Source organism: Thalassospira profundimaris WP0211, assembly GCF_000300275.1.
In the GTDB taxonomy this organism is placed as follows: Bacteria; Pseudomonadota; Alphaproteobacteria; order Rhodospirillales; family Thalassospiraceae; genus Thalassospira; species Thalassospira profundimaris.
Map to the genome: position 1 here is coordinate 158,083 of NZ_AMRN01000004.1, position 16,052 is coordinate 174,134.

Annotated in this window: 14 protein-coding genes; 12 read left to right on the forward strand and 2 right to left on the reverse strand. The window is 54.2% G+C overall.

The genetic code is table 11. The features are described 5' to 3' along the window. Window positions 1-5 precede the first annotated feature (5 nt). The 3 genes from TH2_RS09660 to TH2_RS09670 all read left to right on the forward strand — a co-directional run bounded on the left by TH2_RS09660 (window position 6) and on the right by TH2_RS09670 (window position 3,491). A complete protein-coding gene (locus tag TH2_RS09660) occupies window positions 6-2,444 on the forward strand; it encodes a two-component system response regulator (RefSeq protein ID WP_008890238.1) in 2,439 nt (812 codons plus the stop codon). A 202-nt stretch (window positions 2,445-2,646) separates the two neighbouring features. Continuing rightward, window positions 2,647-3,054 (forward strand): MAPEG family protein, encoded by a 408-nt coding sequence (locus TH2_RS09665; RefSeq protein ID WP_008890239.1) that lies wholly within the window; start codon window positions 2,647-2,649, stop codon window positions 3,052-3,054. Further along, window positions 3,054-3,491 (forward strand): DUF1801 domain-containing protein, encoded by a 438-nt coding sequence (locus TH2_RS09670; protein ID WP_008890240.1) that lies wholly within the window; start codon window positions 3,054-3,056, stop codon window positions 3,489-3,491. Before TH2_RS09665 ends, TH2_RS09670 begins: the two co-directional genes overlap by 1 nt. 6 nt (window positions 3,492-3,497) lie before the next feature. On the opposite strand, the gene TH2_RS09675 is transcribed toward TH2_RS09670, so the two are convergent. Further along, window positions 3,498-3,956: a MarR family winged helix-turn-helix transcriptional regulator gene (locus TH2_RS09675; protein ID WP_008890241.1), complete on the reverse strand. Its 459-nt coding sequence runs from the start codon at window positions 3,954-3,956 to the stop codon at window positions 3,498-3,500. A gap of 283 nt (window positions 3,957-4,239) precedes the next feature. On the opposite strand from TH2_RS09675, the gene TH2_RS09680 reads away from it, so the two are divergent. The 6 genes from TH2_RS09680 (at window position 4,240) to TH2_RS09710 (ending at window position 8,443) form a co-directional block, all read left to right on the forward strand. Further along, window positions 4,240-5,298 carry an alpha/beta hydrolase gene (locus TH2_RS09680; protein ID WP_008890242.1) on the forward strand — a complete coding sequence of 353 codons (1,059 nt, stop codon included), beginning with the start codon at window positions 4,240-4,242 and terminating at the stop codon, window positions 5,296-5,298. A 154-nt stretch (window positions 5,299-5,452) separates the two neighbouring features. Then, entirely contained in the window at window positions 5,453-5,878 is a 426-nt protein-coding gene (locus tag TH2_RS09685) for an organic hydroperoxide resistance protein (protein ID WP_008890243.1), read from the forward strand. 447 nt (window positions 5,879-6,325) lie between these two features. Further along, window positions 6,326-6,622, forward strand: a complete 297-nt coding sequence (locus tag TH2_RS09690; RefSeq protein ID WP_008890244.1) for a putative quinol monooxygenase — start codon at window positions 6,326-6,328, stop codon at window positions 6,620-6,622. A gap of 30 nt (window positions 6,623-6,652) precedes the next feature. Next, entirely contained in the window at window positions 6,653-7,090 is a 438-nt protein-coding gene (locus TH2_RS09695) for a YqaA family protein (RefSeq protein ID WP_008890245.1), read from the forward strand. Between the two features lie 178 nt (window positions 7,091-7,268). Then, the gene (locus tag TH2_RS09700) at window positions 7,269-7,637 is read left to right on the forward strand and encodes a hypothetical protein (protein WP_008890246.1); all 369 of its coding nucleotides are present in this window, start codon (window positions 7,269-7,271) and stop codon (window positions 7,635-7,637) included. A gap of 197 nt (window positions 7,638-7,834) precedes the next feature. After that, window positions 7,835-8,443 carry a LysE family translocator gene (locus TH2_RS09710; RefSeq protein WP_008890248.1) on the forward strand — a complete coding sequence of 203 codons (609 nt, stop codon included), beginning with the start codon at window positions 7,835-7,837 and terminating at the stop codon, window positions 8,441-8,443. A gap of 106 nt (window positions 8,444-8,549) precedes the next feature. On the opposite strand, the gene TH2_RS09715 is transcribed toward TH2_RS09710, so the two are convergent. Beyond that, window positions 8,550-9,413, reverse strand: coding sequence for an AraC family transcriptional regulator (locus tag TH2_RS09715; protein WP_008890249.1), 864 nt, complete (start codon window positions 9,411-9,413; stop codon window positions 8,550-8,552). Window positions 9,414-9,524: 111 nt separating this feature from the next. Here TH2_RS09715 and TH2_RS09720 point away from each other — a divergent pair, with 111 nt between their 5' ends. The 3 genes from TH2_RS09720 to TH2_RS09730 all read left to right on the forward strand — a co-directional run bounded on the left by TH2_RS09720 (window position 9,525) and on the right by TH2_RS09730 (window position 16,036). Beyond that, entirely contained in the window at window positions 9,525-11,810 is a 2,286-nt protein-coding gene (locus TH2_RS09720) for an AAA family ATPase (protein ID WP_008890250.1), read from the forward strand. 79 nt (window positions 11,811-11,889) lie between these two features. Beyond that, window positions 11,890-14,673 (forward strand): ATP-dependent DNA helicase, encoded by a 2,784-nt coding sequence (locus TH2_RS09725; protein WP_008890251.1) that lies wholly within the window; start codon window positions 11,890-11,892, stop codon window positions 14,671-14,673. Window positions 14,674-14,716: 43 nt separating this feature from the next. Continuing rightward, a complete protein-coding gene (locus TH2_RS09730) occupies window positions 14,717-16,036 on the forward strand; it encodes a glycosyltransferase (RefSeq protein WP_008890252.1) in 1,320 nt (439 codons plus the stop codon). The last annotated feature ends 16 nt before the right edge of the window (window positions 16,037-16,052 follow it).

Consider the following 16,052-nt stretch of genomic DNA (forward strand, 5'->3'; position numbering starts at 1 on the left):
TCGGGATGCCACATTCAGTCCATGTCATGATTGTCGAGGACGAACGTGTTATCGCCCTTCATTTGCGCAAGCAGCTTGAAAAGCTGGGCTACCAGCGCACCAGCGCACATACCCGTGGCAGTGACGCCCTTGCCGCCATCAATGAGGATCCGCCTGACATCATTCTGATGGATATCCGTATCGAAGGCGATATTGACGGCATTGAAACGGCGGCCGGCATCCCGCCGCACCTGATGATCCCGGTCATCTATCTTTCGGCCCACTCCGAAGACGCGACACTGGCGCGCGCGCAAAAAACCCGTCCCTATGGCTATCTGATCAAACCGTTTTCGGACCGTGAACTGCATGCCACGATCCAGATGGCGCTGGAACGCCGCACAGCCGAACTGGCCCTGTCGGAAAGCCAGCACCGGCTGTCTCTTGCCATGACGGCGGCACAGATGAGTTGCTGGGAAATTGATGTCCTGACCCGGCAAATGCACTCCACCGGGCTTGGCAATGCCGACCTTAATCAGAATGCCGAAATCGTCACGGAAAGCTGGGATGCCTTTCTTGAACGGGTTGCAACAGAAGACCGTGACATGGTGCGCAAGGCGTTTGCCTATGCGGTTGCCCATGGCGATTTCTATGACGTTGTCTTTCGCAGTCTGGACAAGGATCAGAACTATCGCTGGCTGCGGGCCCGCGGAAAATCCTTTGGCGATGATCGCAAAGGGTCACAACGCATCATCGGCATGATGCAGGACATCACCGATCAGCGCCTGACCCAGGACAAGCTGCGCGAAGCCATGACGGTTTTTGAAACCACCCAGGACGGCATTCTTATTCTTGATCCGGACCTCAATGTTACCAACGCCAACAACGCCTATTACCGGATCACGGGCGAGACCGAAGAAAACACGCTGCAAAAGCCGCCCTATTTCCTTTCTGCCAATGAACATCCTGCCGAATTCTTTCAGGAACTGTTTTCCGGGCCGGGTGCCCGCAGGCAATGGCATCGCGATCTTGATACCCACAACGCCAGTCGTGGCCCGATATCGCTGTCCCTGCAGGTTATTGCCGTCGAAAACGAAGAACACGAACTGACCCACTATGTGATGATCGTCTCTGACCGGACTGCAATCCGGCAGGCCGAACAGGAATTGCATTACCTTGCCCAATATGACGGATTAACCAGCCTGCCCAACCGGCTGCTTGCAACTGACCGCCTGAACCGCGCGATTGAACGTTGCGAACCCAGCGGCATGATGGTCGCCTGCCTGTTTCTTGATATCGATGATTTCAAGACGATCAATGACACACTTGGCCATGCCGCCGGCGATCAGGTCATTCTGATTGCCGCAACCCGGATCAAGGGCATTACCGAACGCACCGACACCATATCCCGGCTGGGCGGTGATGAATTCCTGATCATTCGCGAAAACATCCCCAACGAAACAGCCGCCGCCAATCTGGCGCAAAAGATCATTCAGGAACTGCAACGCCCGTTCTATATCCGTGGCCACGAAATGAATATCGGGGCGAGTTTGGGCATTTCACTCTATCCGGTGCATGGCCGCTCATCACACGACCTGATCCGCCTTGCCGATACCGCGATGTATGCCGCCAAGGATCGCGGACGCAGAACCTTTGCCCTCTATGAGCCGGAAATGACGGCCAATGCCGCCCATTACATGACGCGCTCCCTTGAATTGCGCCGCGGGCTTGAAAACGAAGAACTGGTTCTGCATTACCAGCCACAGATTGATGGTAAAACCGGTAACATGGTCGGTGTCGAAGCGTTGCTGCGCTGGAAACACCCGGTCCACGGGCTTGTCGGGCCACATGAAATCATCCCGATTGCCGAGAAAAGCGGGCTTATCCTTGAAATTGGCAGCTGGGTGATCCGCAAAGCGTGCCATCAGGCCCGTCGCTGGCAGGATGAATATGGCCAGAAACTTCGCATGGCCGTCAATGTGTCGGTCCGCCAGATGCAACAGCCCGGTTTCGCCGACAGCATCGCCCATGAACTGGCGATTTCCGGCCTCCCGGCCGAAGATCTTGAAATCGAAGTCACCGAAAGCATGATCCAGGACGAAGTCAGCATGATCCAGACCCTGCACGACCTGCGGGAAGTGGGCGTTTCACTGGCGATTGACGATTTCGGCACCGGCTATTCATGCCTGCGGTCGATCAAAAGCCTGCCGATCAGCCGCATCAAGATCGACCGTGCCTTTGTAAGCGGAGTACCGGGCAACAGTGATGACGTGGCCCTGATCAACGCAATGCTGGCAATGGCGGGTGCGCTTGGCCTGTCGGTCACCGCAGAAGGCGTTGAAACCAAGGCGCAATATGACTTCCTGCGAGACGTGCCGGGCATCAAACTGCAAGGATTCCTTTTCGGAAAACCTGTCCCCGCCGAAGAAGTGTTTGCGCCGACAATCGGAAAAACCCAACAATTCTAAAGATAACGGAAAGCCGTCGCGCAGCTTCCCTTTCCCAAGATTATATCTTACAGTCAACTTAAAGCAGATCGTGCTTCTTTGCAGCGCCAAGCCATTGACTTGGCTGGCCTATTACTCAACTGCGGTCTTTCAAACGAAAATCCGTCCGACGGATGACCGCATGAAATTTTAAAAATACCCTTCACAAGCCGGGAATATTGACATGCTGCCGCTGCCCATAACCATCTTTATCACCGCTGTTTTTGTTTTGATGCTGACCGTGCTCAGCCTGATGGTTTCGATCCGGCGCGCCCAGCTTAATGTGCTAAGCGGGGATGGCGATGATAATACCCTGCGCCGGCGCATTCGCGCGCATGGCAATTTCGTTGAAAACGCCCCGCTTTGCATTCTGCTGATCCTTGCCATCGAGGCGATCCTGGCAACATCGACCATCATCTGGGTGGTGGCTGCCATTCTGATTGCAAGCCGGGTTTTGCATGCCATTGGCACCCTGACCCGATCGAAACGCATCATCGCCCCGGCCATGGTCATGCAGCACATCACCCTTGCGATCTGCGGTGTCTGGCTTCTGATCCAGTCCTTTGGCAATCTGAGCGCTGCGGGCATGTGATGGGGTCAGGGGATTTCGCAAGCCCGGATGTTGCGGCAAAATTCAATGCCTGCCCGGCACATGCCCGGCGGGCATTGATGTCGATCCGGGGCTGGATCTTTGAACTGGCGGGCGAAATTGACGGGGTTGGCCCGATCACCGAAAGCCTGAAATGGGGCGAACCGGCCTGGCGGCCCAAATCCGGATCGGGCATCACCATTCGTGCCGACTGGAAAGCCAAAACACCCGATCAGGTCATGATCTTTTTCGATTGCAAGACCGACCTGATTGACCGCACGCGCAGCCTGCTTTCGGCCGATCTGACGACCGAGGGCAATCGCGCCATTATCCTGCAGCTGGATCGGCCCCTGCCTGAACCGGCGATCAAGACCGCGCTTGGCTGGGCGCTGACCTATCATCGGGACCGAAAACAGGATCGCAAACAGCAGGCCACATAACAGCGATCAAATCTTCTGACCGCCAGCCTCCATCTGATCGCGCATGGTCCGCAAATCGCGGTTCAGGCGTTTGGCGGTCTCGATATCAAGTCCTGTGGCGTCAAGAATGCAGGGCGGAACTTCTTCTGCCTTGTTGCGCAGATTTTTTCCGGCCTCGGTCAGGCTGACGCGCACGGATCGCTCGTCCTCCGGATCGCGCTTGCGGCTGACAAGCCCGTTGGCTTCAAGACGTTTGAGCAACGGTGTCAGCGTACTTGATTCAAGATACAGCTTTGAGCCAATGCTCCGTACAGACTGGTTGTCTTCCTGCCATAGGGTCACCATCACCAGATATTGCGGATAGGTTAGCCCCAGATTATCCAGAAGCGGCTTATAGACCCGGTTAAAGGCATGACCGGCTGAATAGATCGAAAAGCACAGAAACTTTTCGAGCTGAAGCAGGTCATCTTTGGATGAATTGTCCATTGGTCTGGTCCTTTAATGTAGGGCAACAAGACATCGCATTGCGCAGAATTCTGCGGCTTCCATACCCGCCGACGATGTCCGTCTTCCTAAAACATCCTGGGTCTGAAATTTTCGAAGCCAAGTACATTAAATCGCACGCGATTAAATAACAAGCGATTTTATTGCATGGCTGAGTTTCTCATTTTTATATCGTGCACGATTTAATTGTGTGCGATACATAATTCAACAAAACGTAACGCCGCCCGTCAAACATCACGGACGGCCCATTTAAAGGATCAGACCCATGAACCCATTCAATTCAAAAGTTGCTGCTGCTGTCTTCTCTGGCGCACTCTTCACTGGCGCACTGGCAATGTCGACCTCCCTGACCAGCACCGCAGCCTTCGCAGAGCCGGTTCTTGAAAACACCACCAGGGAATTCATTGATGTCCTTTCCGCGTCCGGCGGCCCGGCCATCTACACCCTGACCCCGGCTGAGGCCCGCAACGTTCTGGCTGGCGCACAGTCCGGCGAGGTTGCCAAACCGGCCGTTGATATCACGGATACCGTCTTTGGCGTCGGCCCAACGGGAGCCACCAAGGTCCGTATCATCCGCCCGGCGGGCAATACTGATCGCCTTCCTGTGATCGTGTATTTCCATGGCGCAGGCTGGGTGATGGGCGATACCGGCACCCATGATCGTCTGGTCCGTGAACTCGCCGTTCGTGCCAATGCCGCCCTGGTGTTTGTGGATTACGAACGCTCCCCCGAGGCACGCTATCCGATCGCGATTGAGCAGGATTACGCTGTTACCAAATATGTTGCTGAACATGGTGAACAGCTCAATATCGATCCAACCCGTCTGGCAATTGCCGGTGACAGTGTCGGGGGCAACATGACCGCTGTGGTCTCGCTTCTGGCCCAGGAACGCAAAGGTCCGCAAATCACCGCACAGGTTCTGTTCTATCCGGTGACGGATGCCGATTTTGACAACGGATCCTATACCGAATTTGCCAACGGCCCGTGGTTGACCGAGCCTGCGATGGAATGGTTCTGGAACCAGTACCTGCCTGAAGGCGTTGATCGTACTGACCCGAAAATCACACCAATCCATGCAAGTGCCGATCAGCTTGCCGGTCAGGCCCCGGCACTTGTGATTACTGCGGAAAACGACGTGCTGCGGGATGAAGGCGAAGCATATGCCCGCAAACTGAGCCAGGCTGGCGTTGATGTCACCGTCACACGCTACAACGGCACGATCCATGACTTTGTCATGCTCAATGCCCTTGCCGATACCCCGGCTGCCAAAGGCGCAATTGCCCAGGCCGGTCAGTATCTCCATACCGCCCTGCACGGCGAATAACACGACGAATACAGGGGAATTGTCCCCAAACTTTAACACTCTTTCGGGTAGGTGCGGTTGCACCTGCCCGCCCCCGGCGACATATGAAGGATCTTGGTCCGTAACAGCCGGGTAATCACCAACCGAACCAATGTTCAAACAAAGGATGAAAACCATGTCTGTTGATGTCAAATACACCGCCCTCGCTTCTGCAACCGGTGGCCGCGATGGCCGCGCTTCGACTGACGATGGATCGCTTGATGTCAAGCTGTCCACGCCAAAGGAACTCGGCGGTGCTGGCGGTGACGGTCATAACCCGGAACAGCTTTTTGCCATGGGCTACTCGGCCTGCTTTATCGGCGCCATGAAGGCAGCCAGCGGCCAGACCAAGATCAAGGTACCAAATGACGTTGGGGTTTCGGCTGAAGTCGGCATCGGTCCGCGCGAAGCAGGCGGCTTTGGTATCGCGGTTGAACTCACTGTATCGCTGCCGGGTCTCGACAAGGCCGATGCCGAGAAGCTTGTGGAAACGGCGCACACCATTTGCCCCTATTCCAACGCAATTCGCGGCAATGTCGATGTTACCACGACCATCGCCTAATTTTCGTCTCCCCCCTGCTGGTCAGCTCCCCCCAAACTGCTGACCAGCAATTCCAGGCCCGGTGTCCCCCGCACCGGGCCTTTTTCTGTTCTCTGCCTGCTTGTGAAACAAACATTTGTCCTGCACTGTGGTTGGTGATGATCTAGGCTCAGGACCTATTAATTTGATTTGAATGGCAGAGGTTATATTTGTGAAATCCAAGGAAAAGCCCGCAGGTCGGGCTGGCATCCCGGCCAAGGGGTTTGACGCAGGAGTTTGCAAATATAACCTCTGTCTTGCGGATTAACCGGATTTGCACGGGCTACTTTGTCGTAAAACCTTGAAAGATGTATATCTTCCCGCGGCTTTACTTCGCGTATCCGCACAAATCCGGTTAACCATTCGAACCAAATTAATAGGTCCTGAGCCTAGCCAAATGCCAAACAATCAAAATGACAGGAAACCGAAATGTCCAAGCAGCTTACCGTTGTTGCCACCGCACGCGCCAAACCCGGCATGGAAGAAGAACTTGGCAAACGGCTTTTGGCATTGGTTGAACCATCGCGCGCCGAGGAAGGCTGCATCAGCTATGACATGCACCAGTCCAATGACGATCCTGCCCTCTGGTTGGCCTATGAAAACTGGCGCTCGGAAGAAGACCTCGCCCGGCATTTCGAGATGCCCTATCTAAAGGCCTTTGCCGAGAGCAAAGATGAAGTGCTTGCACAGCCGCTTGATGTCCGTAAATTCAGCCCCAAATCATAACGCCTGACTTGATCTGACTGGCTTTCAAACGTGCTTTTCGCCCTTTTCCTTTCCGCCCTGACATCGGCCACCATCCTGCCCGGCACGTCCGAGGCGGCGTTGGCCGCGCTCATTGCGTCTGGCGATCATACGGTTTGGTTGTTGGTGCTGGTTGCCACGGCCGGGAATGTTCTGGGGTCGCTCATCAACTGGTGGCTTGGCCTTTATGCCGAGCATTTCAAGCACAAGCGCTGGTTCCCTGTCTCCGCCGAGGCACTGGATCGTGCATCGCGCTGGTTTGGCAAATACGGGCTATGGTCATTACTGCTTTCATGGCTTCCGATTATTGGTGATCCGCTCACGCTGTTTGCCGGGGTCATGCGGGTGCGCCTTCTGCCCTTCATCATTCTGGTGACCATTGGCAAGGCGGCGCGCTATGCCATGATTGCCGGTGGGGCAACTGGTTTGTCGAACATGTTTTCCGGTTGAAGCACTAAATAATTCTTCGAAATATCGAAAAATAAAACCACTCCCCTTCAGAAAATCCACCTTTGATTTAAATATTTAAAAATAAATCAATTGTAATATTACATCATCAATGTTTTCCTTTGATCTAACAGAGCCGCGAAAAATACTTTTCACGGCCTGATTAAAAGGAATTTTATTTATGGCTATCGAAATCCCTGCATGGACAAAGCCCGGAATTTGGGGCGGCATTATCGGCGCCGCACTGATCACCATTGTCGGTTTTAGCACCGGCTCGGTGGTATCTGGAGGCACTGCGCAGGAAATGGCCGATGCAAGCGGCAAGGAAGCAACGATCTCGGCAATGGCACCGGTATGTGTCGCCCAGTTCAAAATGCTTTCGCCCAACAATCAGACGGCGGAACTAACGGCCCTTAAGGCTGAAAGCTCTTACAAGCGCGACGATTTCGTGATTGCAAAAGGCTGGGCAACCATGCCGGGCAGTGACGAACCCAACAACGAGATCGCTCAGCACTGTGCATCGCTTCTGATGGATCTGACGACAAGCTGATCTGACACCGGTTCCGGCACACCAACCGGAACACGGATATCGACAGCACGCAACGCAACCGGCTCCACATCCGGTTGCGTTTTTTTATGCCCAAAGCCGAAATCAACTTCGCGCAGGTCAATTTTGTTCAATAAACCCGCCGCCAGACAGCGCATGTTGATCAACAACAAAAAACACACCGTGCGAGGAACACCAAGATGTCCGGCTTTAGCGCCACACTCAGCCTGTATCTTTCCATGGCCGCCTTTGCCTTGGCGGCCTCCATCACACCGGGACCGGTCAATATTCTGGTGCTGAGTTCTGGCGTGCAATACGGCTTTCGCCCGTCCCTTCGCCTTGTCTTTGGCGCAACCGCGGGCTTTTGCCTTTTGCTGCTTTTGATCGGGCTGGGTCTGCATGAAATGCTTGAAGCCTTCCCGCAACTGACCACTGTCATTCAGTGGGCCGGGGTGGCGTTTTTGCTGTTTATGGCCTGGAAACTGGCAACGTCAAACGGCGAACTTGGCAAAGGCAATGCCGCATCCGGTCCCAAAGCCATCACCGGGGCCGTCATGCAATGGCTCAACCCAAAGGCATGGTTGGCCTCCATCGCCGGGATGGGCGCCTATGCCGCGTCCGGCGCGCCAACCCTGATCTGGGAATTCACCGCCATCTACTTTGTCATCTGCTTTGCCTCGGTCGCGTGCTGGGCCTATGCCGGCGCATTCCTGTCACGTTTCCTCGGCGAACCATCCCGCATCCGCGCGTTCAACCGGGCGATGGCGGTGTTGCTGATCGCCAGTGCCGCCTATCTGGTTTTGGGATAAATGCGCCTGCACAACTTGCGGCAAGGGATTCCCGCCTGCGCGGGAATGACGACATAACTGAGCCTTCCTCGTCAAGCCCGCGACGGCGGGCATCCACAGCCCCAAATCAGGCGGCCTGGGCCCGGGCATATTGCCGTGGGGTTGCCGCCATCAGACGTTTGAAAATCCGCTGGAAATGCGCCTGATCAGCAAAGCCGGTTTCAAGCGCGACATCAACGATCTTTTCCCCACGCCGGAGCGCATGGCGTGCGCGCTGCACCCGGCAATTGATCAGATAGGCATAAGGCGTCATGCCAAAACTCTTTTTAAACGCCCGCACCAGATAGGACCGGGAATAGCCAACCAGTGCGGCCAAGTCATCCAGACTGATATTTTCGGCATAATGGGCGCGGATATACTCGCCCACCCGGGCCATCTTGCGATCATGGACCGCACCGTTGGAACGCATCTCTTCGCCCCCCAACACACCGCGCCGGTCAAGCTGCACATGCAGATCACCAAAAAACGACACCAATGCCGTTTCCTTGCCAAGAATATCGACATCCGGGTTGGCCAGCATATCGGCAAGATCAATCAAGCCGTCATACAGATGCGGATCGTGGCTGAGCGTGTCGGAAAACATCGCAAACTTGCCGGCTGCATCGGCATCAAGCTCAATCTGCAAATCCAGCAGCCAGTCCGGATCGACAAACAGCATGTCATAAACCCAGTCCGCGCCCTTGACTGGGTTGCAGCCATGCACATCCTCCGGATTGAGGATCACCACTGAGCCTGCCTGCGTTTCATGGGTTTTGCCCCGGTTCCAATAGGTGCTGTGACCGCCCTTCACCGTGCCAATGGAAAAGGTATCGTGGCTGTGGCGTTCGTAACAAACAGCATGCCCGTCCGCCACACGCCGCAATTCGACAAACGGCATCGCATCGTCGCGCCAGAAATGCTGAACAGCTCTCTTTGTTAAAACATCAAACATCAAATACCCCAGCCCGACGAAGACTTAGTGCTTGGATTTTGCTACTCATCTCGATGATCGATAGTTATAGTTGCTGGAATAAACGCAAAAGCAATCAAAAGGTGACATCAATTGACTATCGCAAAGATCAACGAAGTCAAGAATGCGGGCATTTGGCATGACTATACAGCCCCTGCAGATGTTCATCTAGCCTCGCGAACACTTGTATTCGGCTTTAATGGCACCGGTAAGACAACTCTCTCTCGTATACTCGCTTCACTTGAACTGGGTCAGATTTCCCCAAAGCTCCCGAGTACGACTAAATTCAAGATACAACTGTCTGATGGCAAAACCGTTACTGAGACATTGGAGCAACCTCCTTTGGGGCCCAATTTGCTTGTTTTTAACACGGATTTTGTTGAGCGCAGCTTTAATTGGGATGAGAGTTCGTCAAGTGGGATTGTGTACATCAGCGAGAAGGAGGCAGGCGCAAAGAAGGCCTTTGATGAATGTAGTGAGAAACTTAAGCAAAATAAGAAGACACTTCCTTCTCTAAACACTGGAATAAAGGCCACGGAAAAGAGCATACGGGAATTCAAAACTCGCGTTGCCAGAGAAATCCGTGAGATGACCCCCACAAGCATCTACACTCAAAGCTACGATGCCCGCAAAATACAAGGGCACTATACGAAAAGTAGCTTTGGCAAAAATCTATCCATTAGCAACGAAGCTTTATCCCACAATCAGGAAATCCTCAGTCGCAGAAAGCCTCTAGATATAATTGATTTTTCATTCAACTTACCTAGCGGATTAGAGTCTTGGTTAAAGGAAAGCCAGCGTCTTTTAGAGCGTAGTTCCTCTGACTTAGCTGTTGATGCTCTTGCAGACTATCAAGACGCCTTGCCTTGGATGAAACATGGCCTTGATTACCATGAGGACCACGAACTAGAAAAATGCTTACTATGCGATAACCTTTTCCCCAAACAACGGCGGGACTTTCTAAAAACAATTTTCACAGATGCGTGGAAGAAAGTAGCAGACGATCTAAAAAATGCTGCTGTGGCAGGAGAAGCTCATTTAGAGCGTCTAACATTGTTTTACGGAAACATCCCAAACCCAGAGAAACTCTCCGCCGAATTTCGAACAGAATACGAAACGGGATATAAAAATCTGCGCACCCAAACAGAGAAAACTGGTGAAGCAGTAAAATATCTAATTTTTAAACTCAAAGAAAAAATCGACTCTACATTAAACACGCTAGGACATAGCTCTCCAACTCTTGGAGAAGACATAAAAGACATTATTAGCGACTTCGGGAACCAAGCTTCAACTCTGGAAAACTTAGCAAAATCTCACAACAAAAAATCAGAAGATTTTGAAAAGGAACAAAAGTCTGCCCTTGGAATCTTGGAAGGTCATGTCCTATCAGCCAATCAAGCTACTTGGGATAAATTGCATTCAGATTTATCCGAACAAAAAGCCAATCTCGCCAAAACTGAAGAAGACATTCAAAAGCTCGACAGACAGTTCGAGAGTTTAAGGAATGAGTTGCAAGATCATGGTGTTGCTGCAGAACGACTTAACGCTCTTCTCTTTTCTTACTTAGGGCACAACAACATATATCTGACGGCGGAAGAAGCAGGTGGTTACAAAATTTCTCGGGCAGGAGGAGAACCAGCATTACATCTTAGCGAGGGAGAAAAAACCGCTATTGCTTTCTGCTTCTTTCTCACCACTCTCGAGGCTGAAGATAAAAAGCTTCAAGACTTGACTCTCATCATTGATGACCCAGTTTCAAGCCTAGACACCTCTGCAAGAACGCATGCATTCAGCCTACTATTTAGACAAACAAAAAAATGTGCACAGTTAGTCCTTCTGACTCATAACACTTCATTCATGAATATGGTGAAACGTGAGTTTCAGAACCTAGAACATCGTGAGCCTAATACGATATCCCTACTCTCACTTGATTGTCGGAGCTCACCAGACGGATCCCTAAGAAGCACCGCACTTACAAAAATGCATCCTTTAATGGTAAAGCACCAAAGTGAGTACCATTACTTGTTCCAGTTGGTCCGAACCGCCGCAGTAAAAGACGAAACGGATTACCTTTATCTTCTTCCAAATGCCACGCGGAAGCTACTCGACATTTTCACCAATTTTTGCTCTCCAGGGCAGCCCAACTTCGCTGCCGCATTGATGGAACACCACGAAACCGTTAATGGTAAAATTGATCTAAAGGCACTTGAAAGACTCATTCAAATTGAATCTCATGGGACTATAGAAGGCTTTGGCACGTTGCCAGATTTGACGTTGCGGGATGCCATTGGGGCGGCCAAGGCAGCTATTGGATTTATCGAAAGCGTTGCAAAAGACCACTATAGAAAGATGTGTCGAGCGTGTGGATCAGTAGATTAACTCTTGGCTAGCTCAACAATGCTCGATGCCCTCAAATGCGCAGTGGCGCCACTGTCACTGTCTGCTTATAGTGCCCCAAATGTTCGATGATCGTTCCGAAGAGTCCCAACCGCGTTTCATGCCGCCCAACGCACCAGTCATGGTCGTCGGATTGCGTCATGCCGTGTTTTTGTCGCCCGATGGCGAGATCGAGGAACTCCCGCACGGGGCCGCCGCCAAGCGTGCGCGGTCATCACGCCCCATCCTGGTTCATACTCCGGCCTGTGCAAGGCGGCTGAAATCCGATCCGTTTCCGGCCCATGACCTGCTGGAGCTGTTTGCCTTTGTCCGCCCGGCACAGTTTTGCGTACCGACCCCGCGCGGCATTGCATTGGCGACAGGCCAGAAACCGGCCGATGACCTGATCGGTCAGGCAGAGGCACTGGCAGAAGCCATGAAACGGCTTTTGCAGGAACTCGCCACCCTCCATCGCAACAAACGCGGTCCGGCCCTGTCGGTTGCATGGCCGATGGCGCGCGGCCACTGGCCGTGGGGTGTGTCGGTTCTGGCCGCCCTTGGGGCCGATGGCGATGGCCCGCATCGTTATGCGGTGTATGAGGGCCTTAAAGTCTGGAAAAAGCTTGGCGAATGGGCCGAACATGCCCCGCCACCGCCACCCGCCAACTATCCGGTTGACCCAAAGGATGCCCGTAAACGCCTCAAGGAACTTCTGGGTGAAGGGGCCGAAGAACGCCCGCAACAAGCCGATTATGCGTCATCGGTGTGTTCGGCCTTTGGTCCGCGCCTGCATGATGGCGCGCCCAATATCGTTCTGGCCGAGGCCGGAACGGGGACGGGCAAGACATTGGGTTATGTCGCCCCGGCGTCATTGTGGGCCCAGAAGAATGACGGTGCAGTCTGGATTTCGACCTATACCCGTAACCTGCAACGCCAGATCGATCAGGAACTTGATCGCCTGTATGACGATCCCAAGGACAAGCGATTAAAGGCCGTCGTGCGCAAGGGTCGGGAAAACTATTTCTGCCTGCTCAATTTCGAAGAAGCGCAAAGGCCGCTTAATCAACAACCGCATCAGGCAACGCCACTTGGCCTGATTGCCCGCTGGGCGTCGCATACCCGTGATGGCGATATGGTTGGGGGTGATTTCCCGGCCTGGCTGACCGAATTGCTGGGCAACCGTTTTACCGGGGCGCTTGCCGATCAGCGCGGCGAATGTATCTATGCCGCCTGCCCGCATTATTCAAAGTGCTTTGTCGAAAAGACCGTACGCCGGGCCCGCTCGGCCGAGATCGTGGTGGCCAACCATGCACTTGTCATGGTGCAGGCGGCACTCGGTGGGCTTGATGATGCCTCCATGCCGACACGTTACGTGTTTGACGAAGGCCATCATCTTTTTGATGCCGCCGACAAGGCATTCTCGTCGCACCTGACCGGGATGGAGGGGCAGGAACTCCGTCGTTGGCTTCTGGGGGCAGAGCAAAAAGGATCATCGCGTGCACGTGGCCTGAAACAGCGGCTTGAAACGCTTATTCTGGATCGTGACGAGCTGCGCGATGCGGTCAATGCGGTGATTGTCGCCGCCCAATGCCTGCCCGAACAGGGTTGGCTATCGCGCATTCATGACGGCTCACAACATGCCAAGGGCCCGGCAGAGGTCTTTTTGGCCCATGTCCGGGCACAGGTGATGGCACGTTCCGCCGAGGGGGATCGTGGCTATTCAATCGAGACCGATTGCAAACCAGCACTCAACGAAGTTCTTGCCAGTGCAGCGGATCTAGATCGCGCGCTGGAGGCCATGGAAAAACCGGCCAAATCGCTGATCAAGATCATTGCCCATATGCTCGATGAAAAGGCCGATGAGCTCGACAGCGCTGAACGTCAGCGCCTTGATGCCGCCATCCGCTCGCTTGAACGCCGCGCGATCATGCAGGTCGGTGCATGGCGTGAAATGCTGGCATCGCTGGTTGAGGAAACACCCAAAACCTTTGTCGACTGGTTTGCAATTGAACGCCAGTTTGGCCGGGATTTTGATGTCGGCATGCATCGTCATTACCTTGATCCAACCATCCCGCTGACGACATCGCTTGCGCCTACCGCGCACGGCATGGTGGTGACGTCCGCGACCCTTCGGGATGGCACGGGCGACGAAGAATTCGACTGGGCCGTGGCCGAGGATCGTACGGGGGCCGCGCACATGCCGCTTCCGGCCATCCGGGCGGCAATGAAAAGCCCGTATAACTACCGCGAACAAACCCGCGTTTTCATCGTCAATGACCTTGGCCGGGATAACCCGGACCATGTTGCCGCGGCCTATCGCGAGCTGTTTTTGGCATCTGGCGGCGGTGCGCTCGGCCTGTTTACCGCGATCAACCGGCTGCGGGCGGTGTATGAGCGCCTGACCGGCCCCATGGACGAAGCGGGCCTGCAACTTCTGGCCCAGCATATTGATGGCATGGATGTCTCGACCCTGATTGACATTTTCCGGGTGGAGCGCGATGCCTGCTTGCTCGGCACCGATGCGGTACGTGACGGGGTGGATGTACCGGGCGATAGTTTGCGCCTGATCGTCTTTGACCGCGTGCCATGGCCCCGGCCCGACATTCTGCACCGTGCACGCAAGTCAGCCTTCCATGGTGCCCGCTATGACGACATGCTGACAAGGTTGCGCATGAAACAGGCCTTTGGCCGACTTGTCCGGCGTGCCGAAGATCGCGGTGTGTTTGTCCTGCTTGATAACCGCATGCCATCGCGGCTTCTGGGTGCCTTCCCTGATGATGTCGAGGTCCAGCGTGTTGGCCTGCGCGAGGCGATTGAACAAACGCGAAACTTCCTTGGCAAGGATCGGGATAGCGAAGAAGGTTAATCGGTTTCTTTGGCCTCAATTGTGACGGCGGAAAGGACGCATCATGCATGTCATGCTGATGACCTATGGAACGCGCGGTGATGTGCAGCCCTTTGTCGCGCTTGGCCATGGACTGATCCAAAAGGGGCACCGGGTAACGCTCGCCGCCCCGGAACGCTTTGCCGGTTTTATCACCGATCATGACCTTGAATTCACCCCCCTGACCGATGCGATGATTGCGCTTATGGATGATCCGCAATTTGCCCGTGCGTCTGATCCGAAGGCATCGACCTTTCAAAAGCTGAGATCATTATTGTCCATCGGCAAAAAGGCGCGCGGTCTTCAGAACACGCTGTTTGATGATATATTCCGCGCCATTGATCAGGCCAAGCCCGACGTCATTGTGTTCCATCCGAAAGCCTTTGGCGCACTGCCGATTGGCAGGCATTTCGGCATCCCGGTTGTGATGGCGCAACTGATCCCGTCCTTCCTCCCGACCGGTGATTATCCGCATGTGGGAGTTCCCGATCTTGGTCTGCGTGGAGCCTCAGGTCGCTGGTATAACCGCGTGACCGGCAAGCTTGTCTACCGGGTTTTGAACGCAACGCTGCGCCGACAGGTTTGTCGGTGGGCAGCAAGACGTCAAAACGGGATCAATGCCAAGTCTTTGGACATTATGAAGTCCTGCCAGTCCGGAACGCTTCGCATCATTCACGCCTTTAGCAATGCTGTGATCAGTCGCCCCAAAGACTGGCCGACAAATGCAACTGTCTCCGGATACTGGTTTTTGGACGGAGCCGCCCAAACAAACCCACCCGATCCGGCATTACAAAACTTTGTCGAAAGCCAAAAGAACCTGATCTATATCGGTTTCGGATCAATGCCCGGCAATGATCCGACGGCGATGGCCGAAATGATTGCCGAGGCGGTATCGCAGGCCGGTGTGAGCGCTATCGTTGCAACCGGCTGGGGCGGCATGGATAACATTAACTGGCCCGCCAACATCCTTGCGGTGCGCGAAGTTCCGCATGACTGGCTGTTCCCGAAAGTCGATATCGTCATTCACCATGGCGGGGCTGGTACCTGTGCGGCAGCCCTGCGCGCCGGTCGACCATCCATCATCATCCCGTTTTTCGGTGATCAACCTTTCTGGGCAAAGCGCCTACACAGGCTTGGCGTTGCGCCACGCCCGATCAAGCCCGCGAAACTTGATGCCGCGATGCTGGCCCGGCAAATCAAAACGGTCCTTGAAACGCCGTCCTATCGCAACAACGCCGAACGCCTCGCAAGCAAGATCGCCAATGAAGACGGCATCACCAATGCGATTGCCGAAATCACGCGCGCCGCTGAGCAATCTGACCTTCCCAAAACTGGAAGCCTTTGACACATCCCGGCTAAGC

Bases quoted from the DNA above. Each gene is read 5' to 3' on its own strand.
- TH2_RS09660 (WP_008890238.1), top strand. From the start codon at position 6: ATGCCACATTCAGTCCATGTCATGATTGTCGAGGACGAACGTGTTATC.
- TH2_RS09665 (WP_008890239.1), top strand. From the start codon at position 2,647: ATGCTGCCGCTGCCCATAACCATCTTTATCACCGCTGTTTTTGTTTTG.
- TH2_RS09670 (WP_008890240.1), top strand. From the start codon at position 3,054: ATGGGGTCAGGGGATTTCGCAAGCCCGGATGTTGCGGCAAAATTCAAT.
- TH2_RS09675 (WP_008890241.1), bottom strand. From the start codon at position 3,956: ATGGACAATTCATCCAAAGATGACCTGCTTCAGCTCGAAAAGTTTCTG.
- TH2_RS09680 (WP_008890242.1), top strand. From the start codon at position 4,240: ATGAACCCATTCAATTCAAAAGTTGCTGCTGCTGTCTTCTCTGGCGCA.
- TH2_RS09685 (WP_008890243.1), top strand. From the start codon at position 5,453: ATGTCTGTTGATGTCAAATACACCGCCCTCGCTTCTGCAACCGGTGGC.
- TH2_RS09690 (WP_008890244.1), top strand. From the start codon at position 6,326: ATGTCCAAGCAGCTTACCGTTGTTGCCACCGCACGCGCCAAACCCGGC.
- TH2_RS09700 (WP_008890246.1), top strand. From the start codon at position 7,269: ATGGCTATCGAAATCCCTGCATGGACAAAGCCCGGAATTTGGGGCGGC.
- TH2_RS09710 (WP_008890248.1), top strand. From the start codon at position 7,835: ATGTCCGGCTTTAGCGCCACACTCAGCCTGTATCTTTCCATGGCCGCC.
- TH2_RS09715 (WP_008890249.1), bottom strand. From the start codon at position 9,413: ATGTTTGATGTTTTAACAAAGAGAGCTGTTCAGCATTTCTGGCGCGAC.
- TH2_RS09725 (WP_008890251.1), top strand. From the start codon at position 11,890: ATGTTCGATGATCGTTCCGAAGAGTCCCAACCGCGTTTCATGCCGCCC.
- TH2_RS09730 (WP_008890252.1), top strand. From the start codon at position 14,717: ATGCATGTCATGCTGATGACCTATGGAACGCGCGGTGATGTGCAGCCC.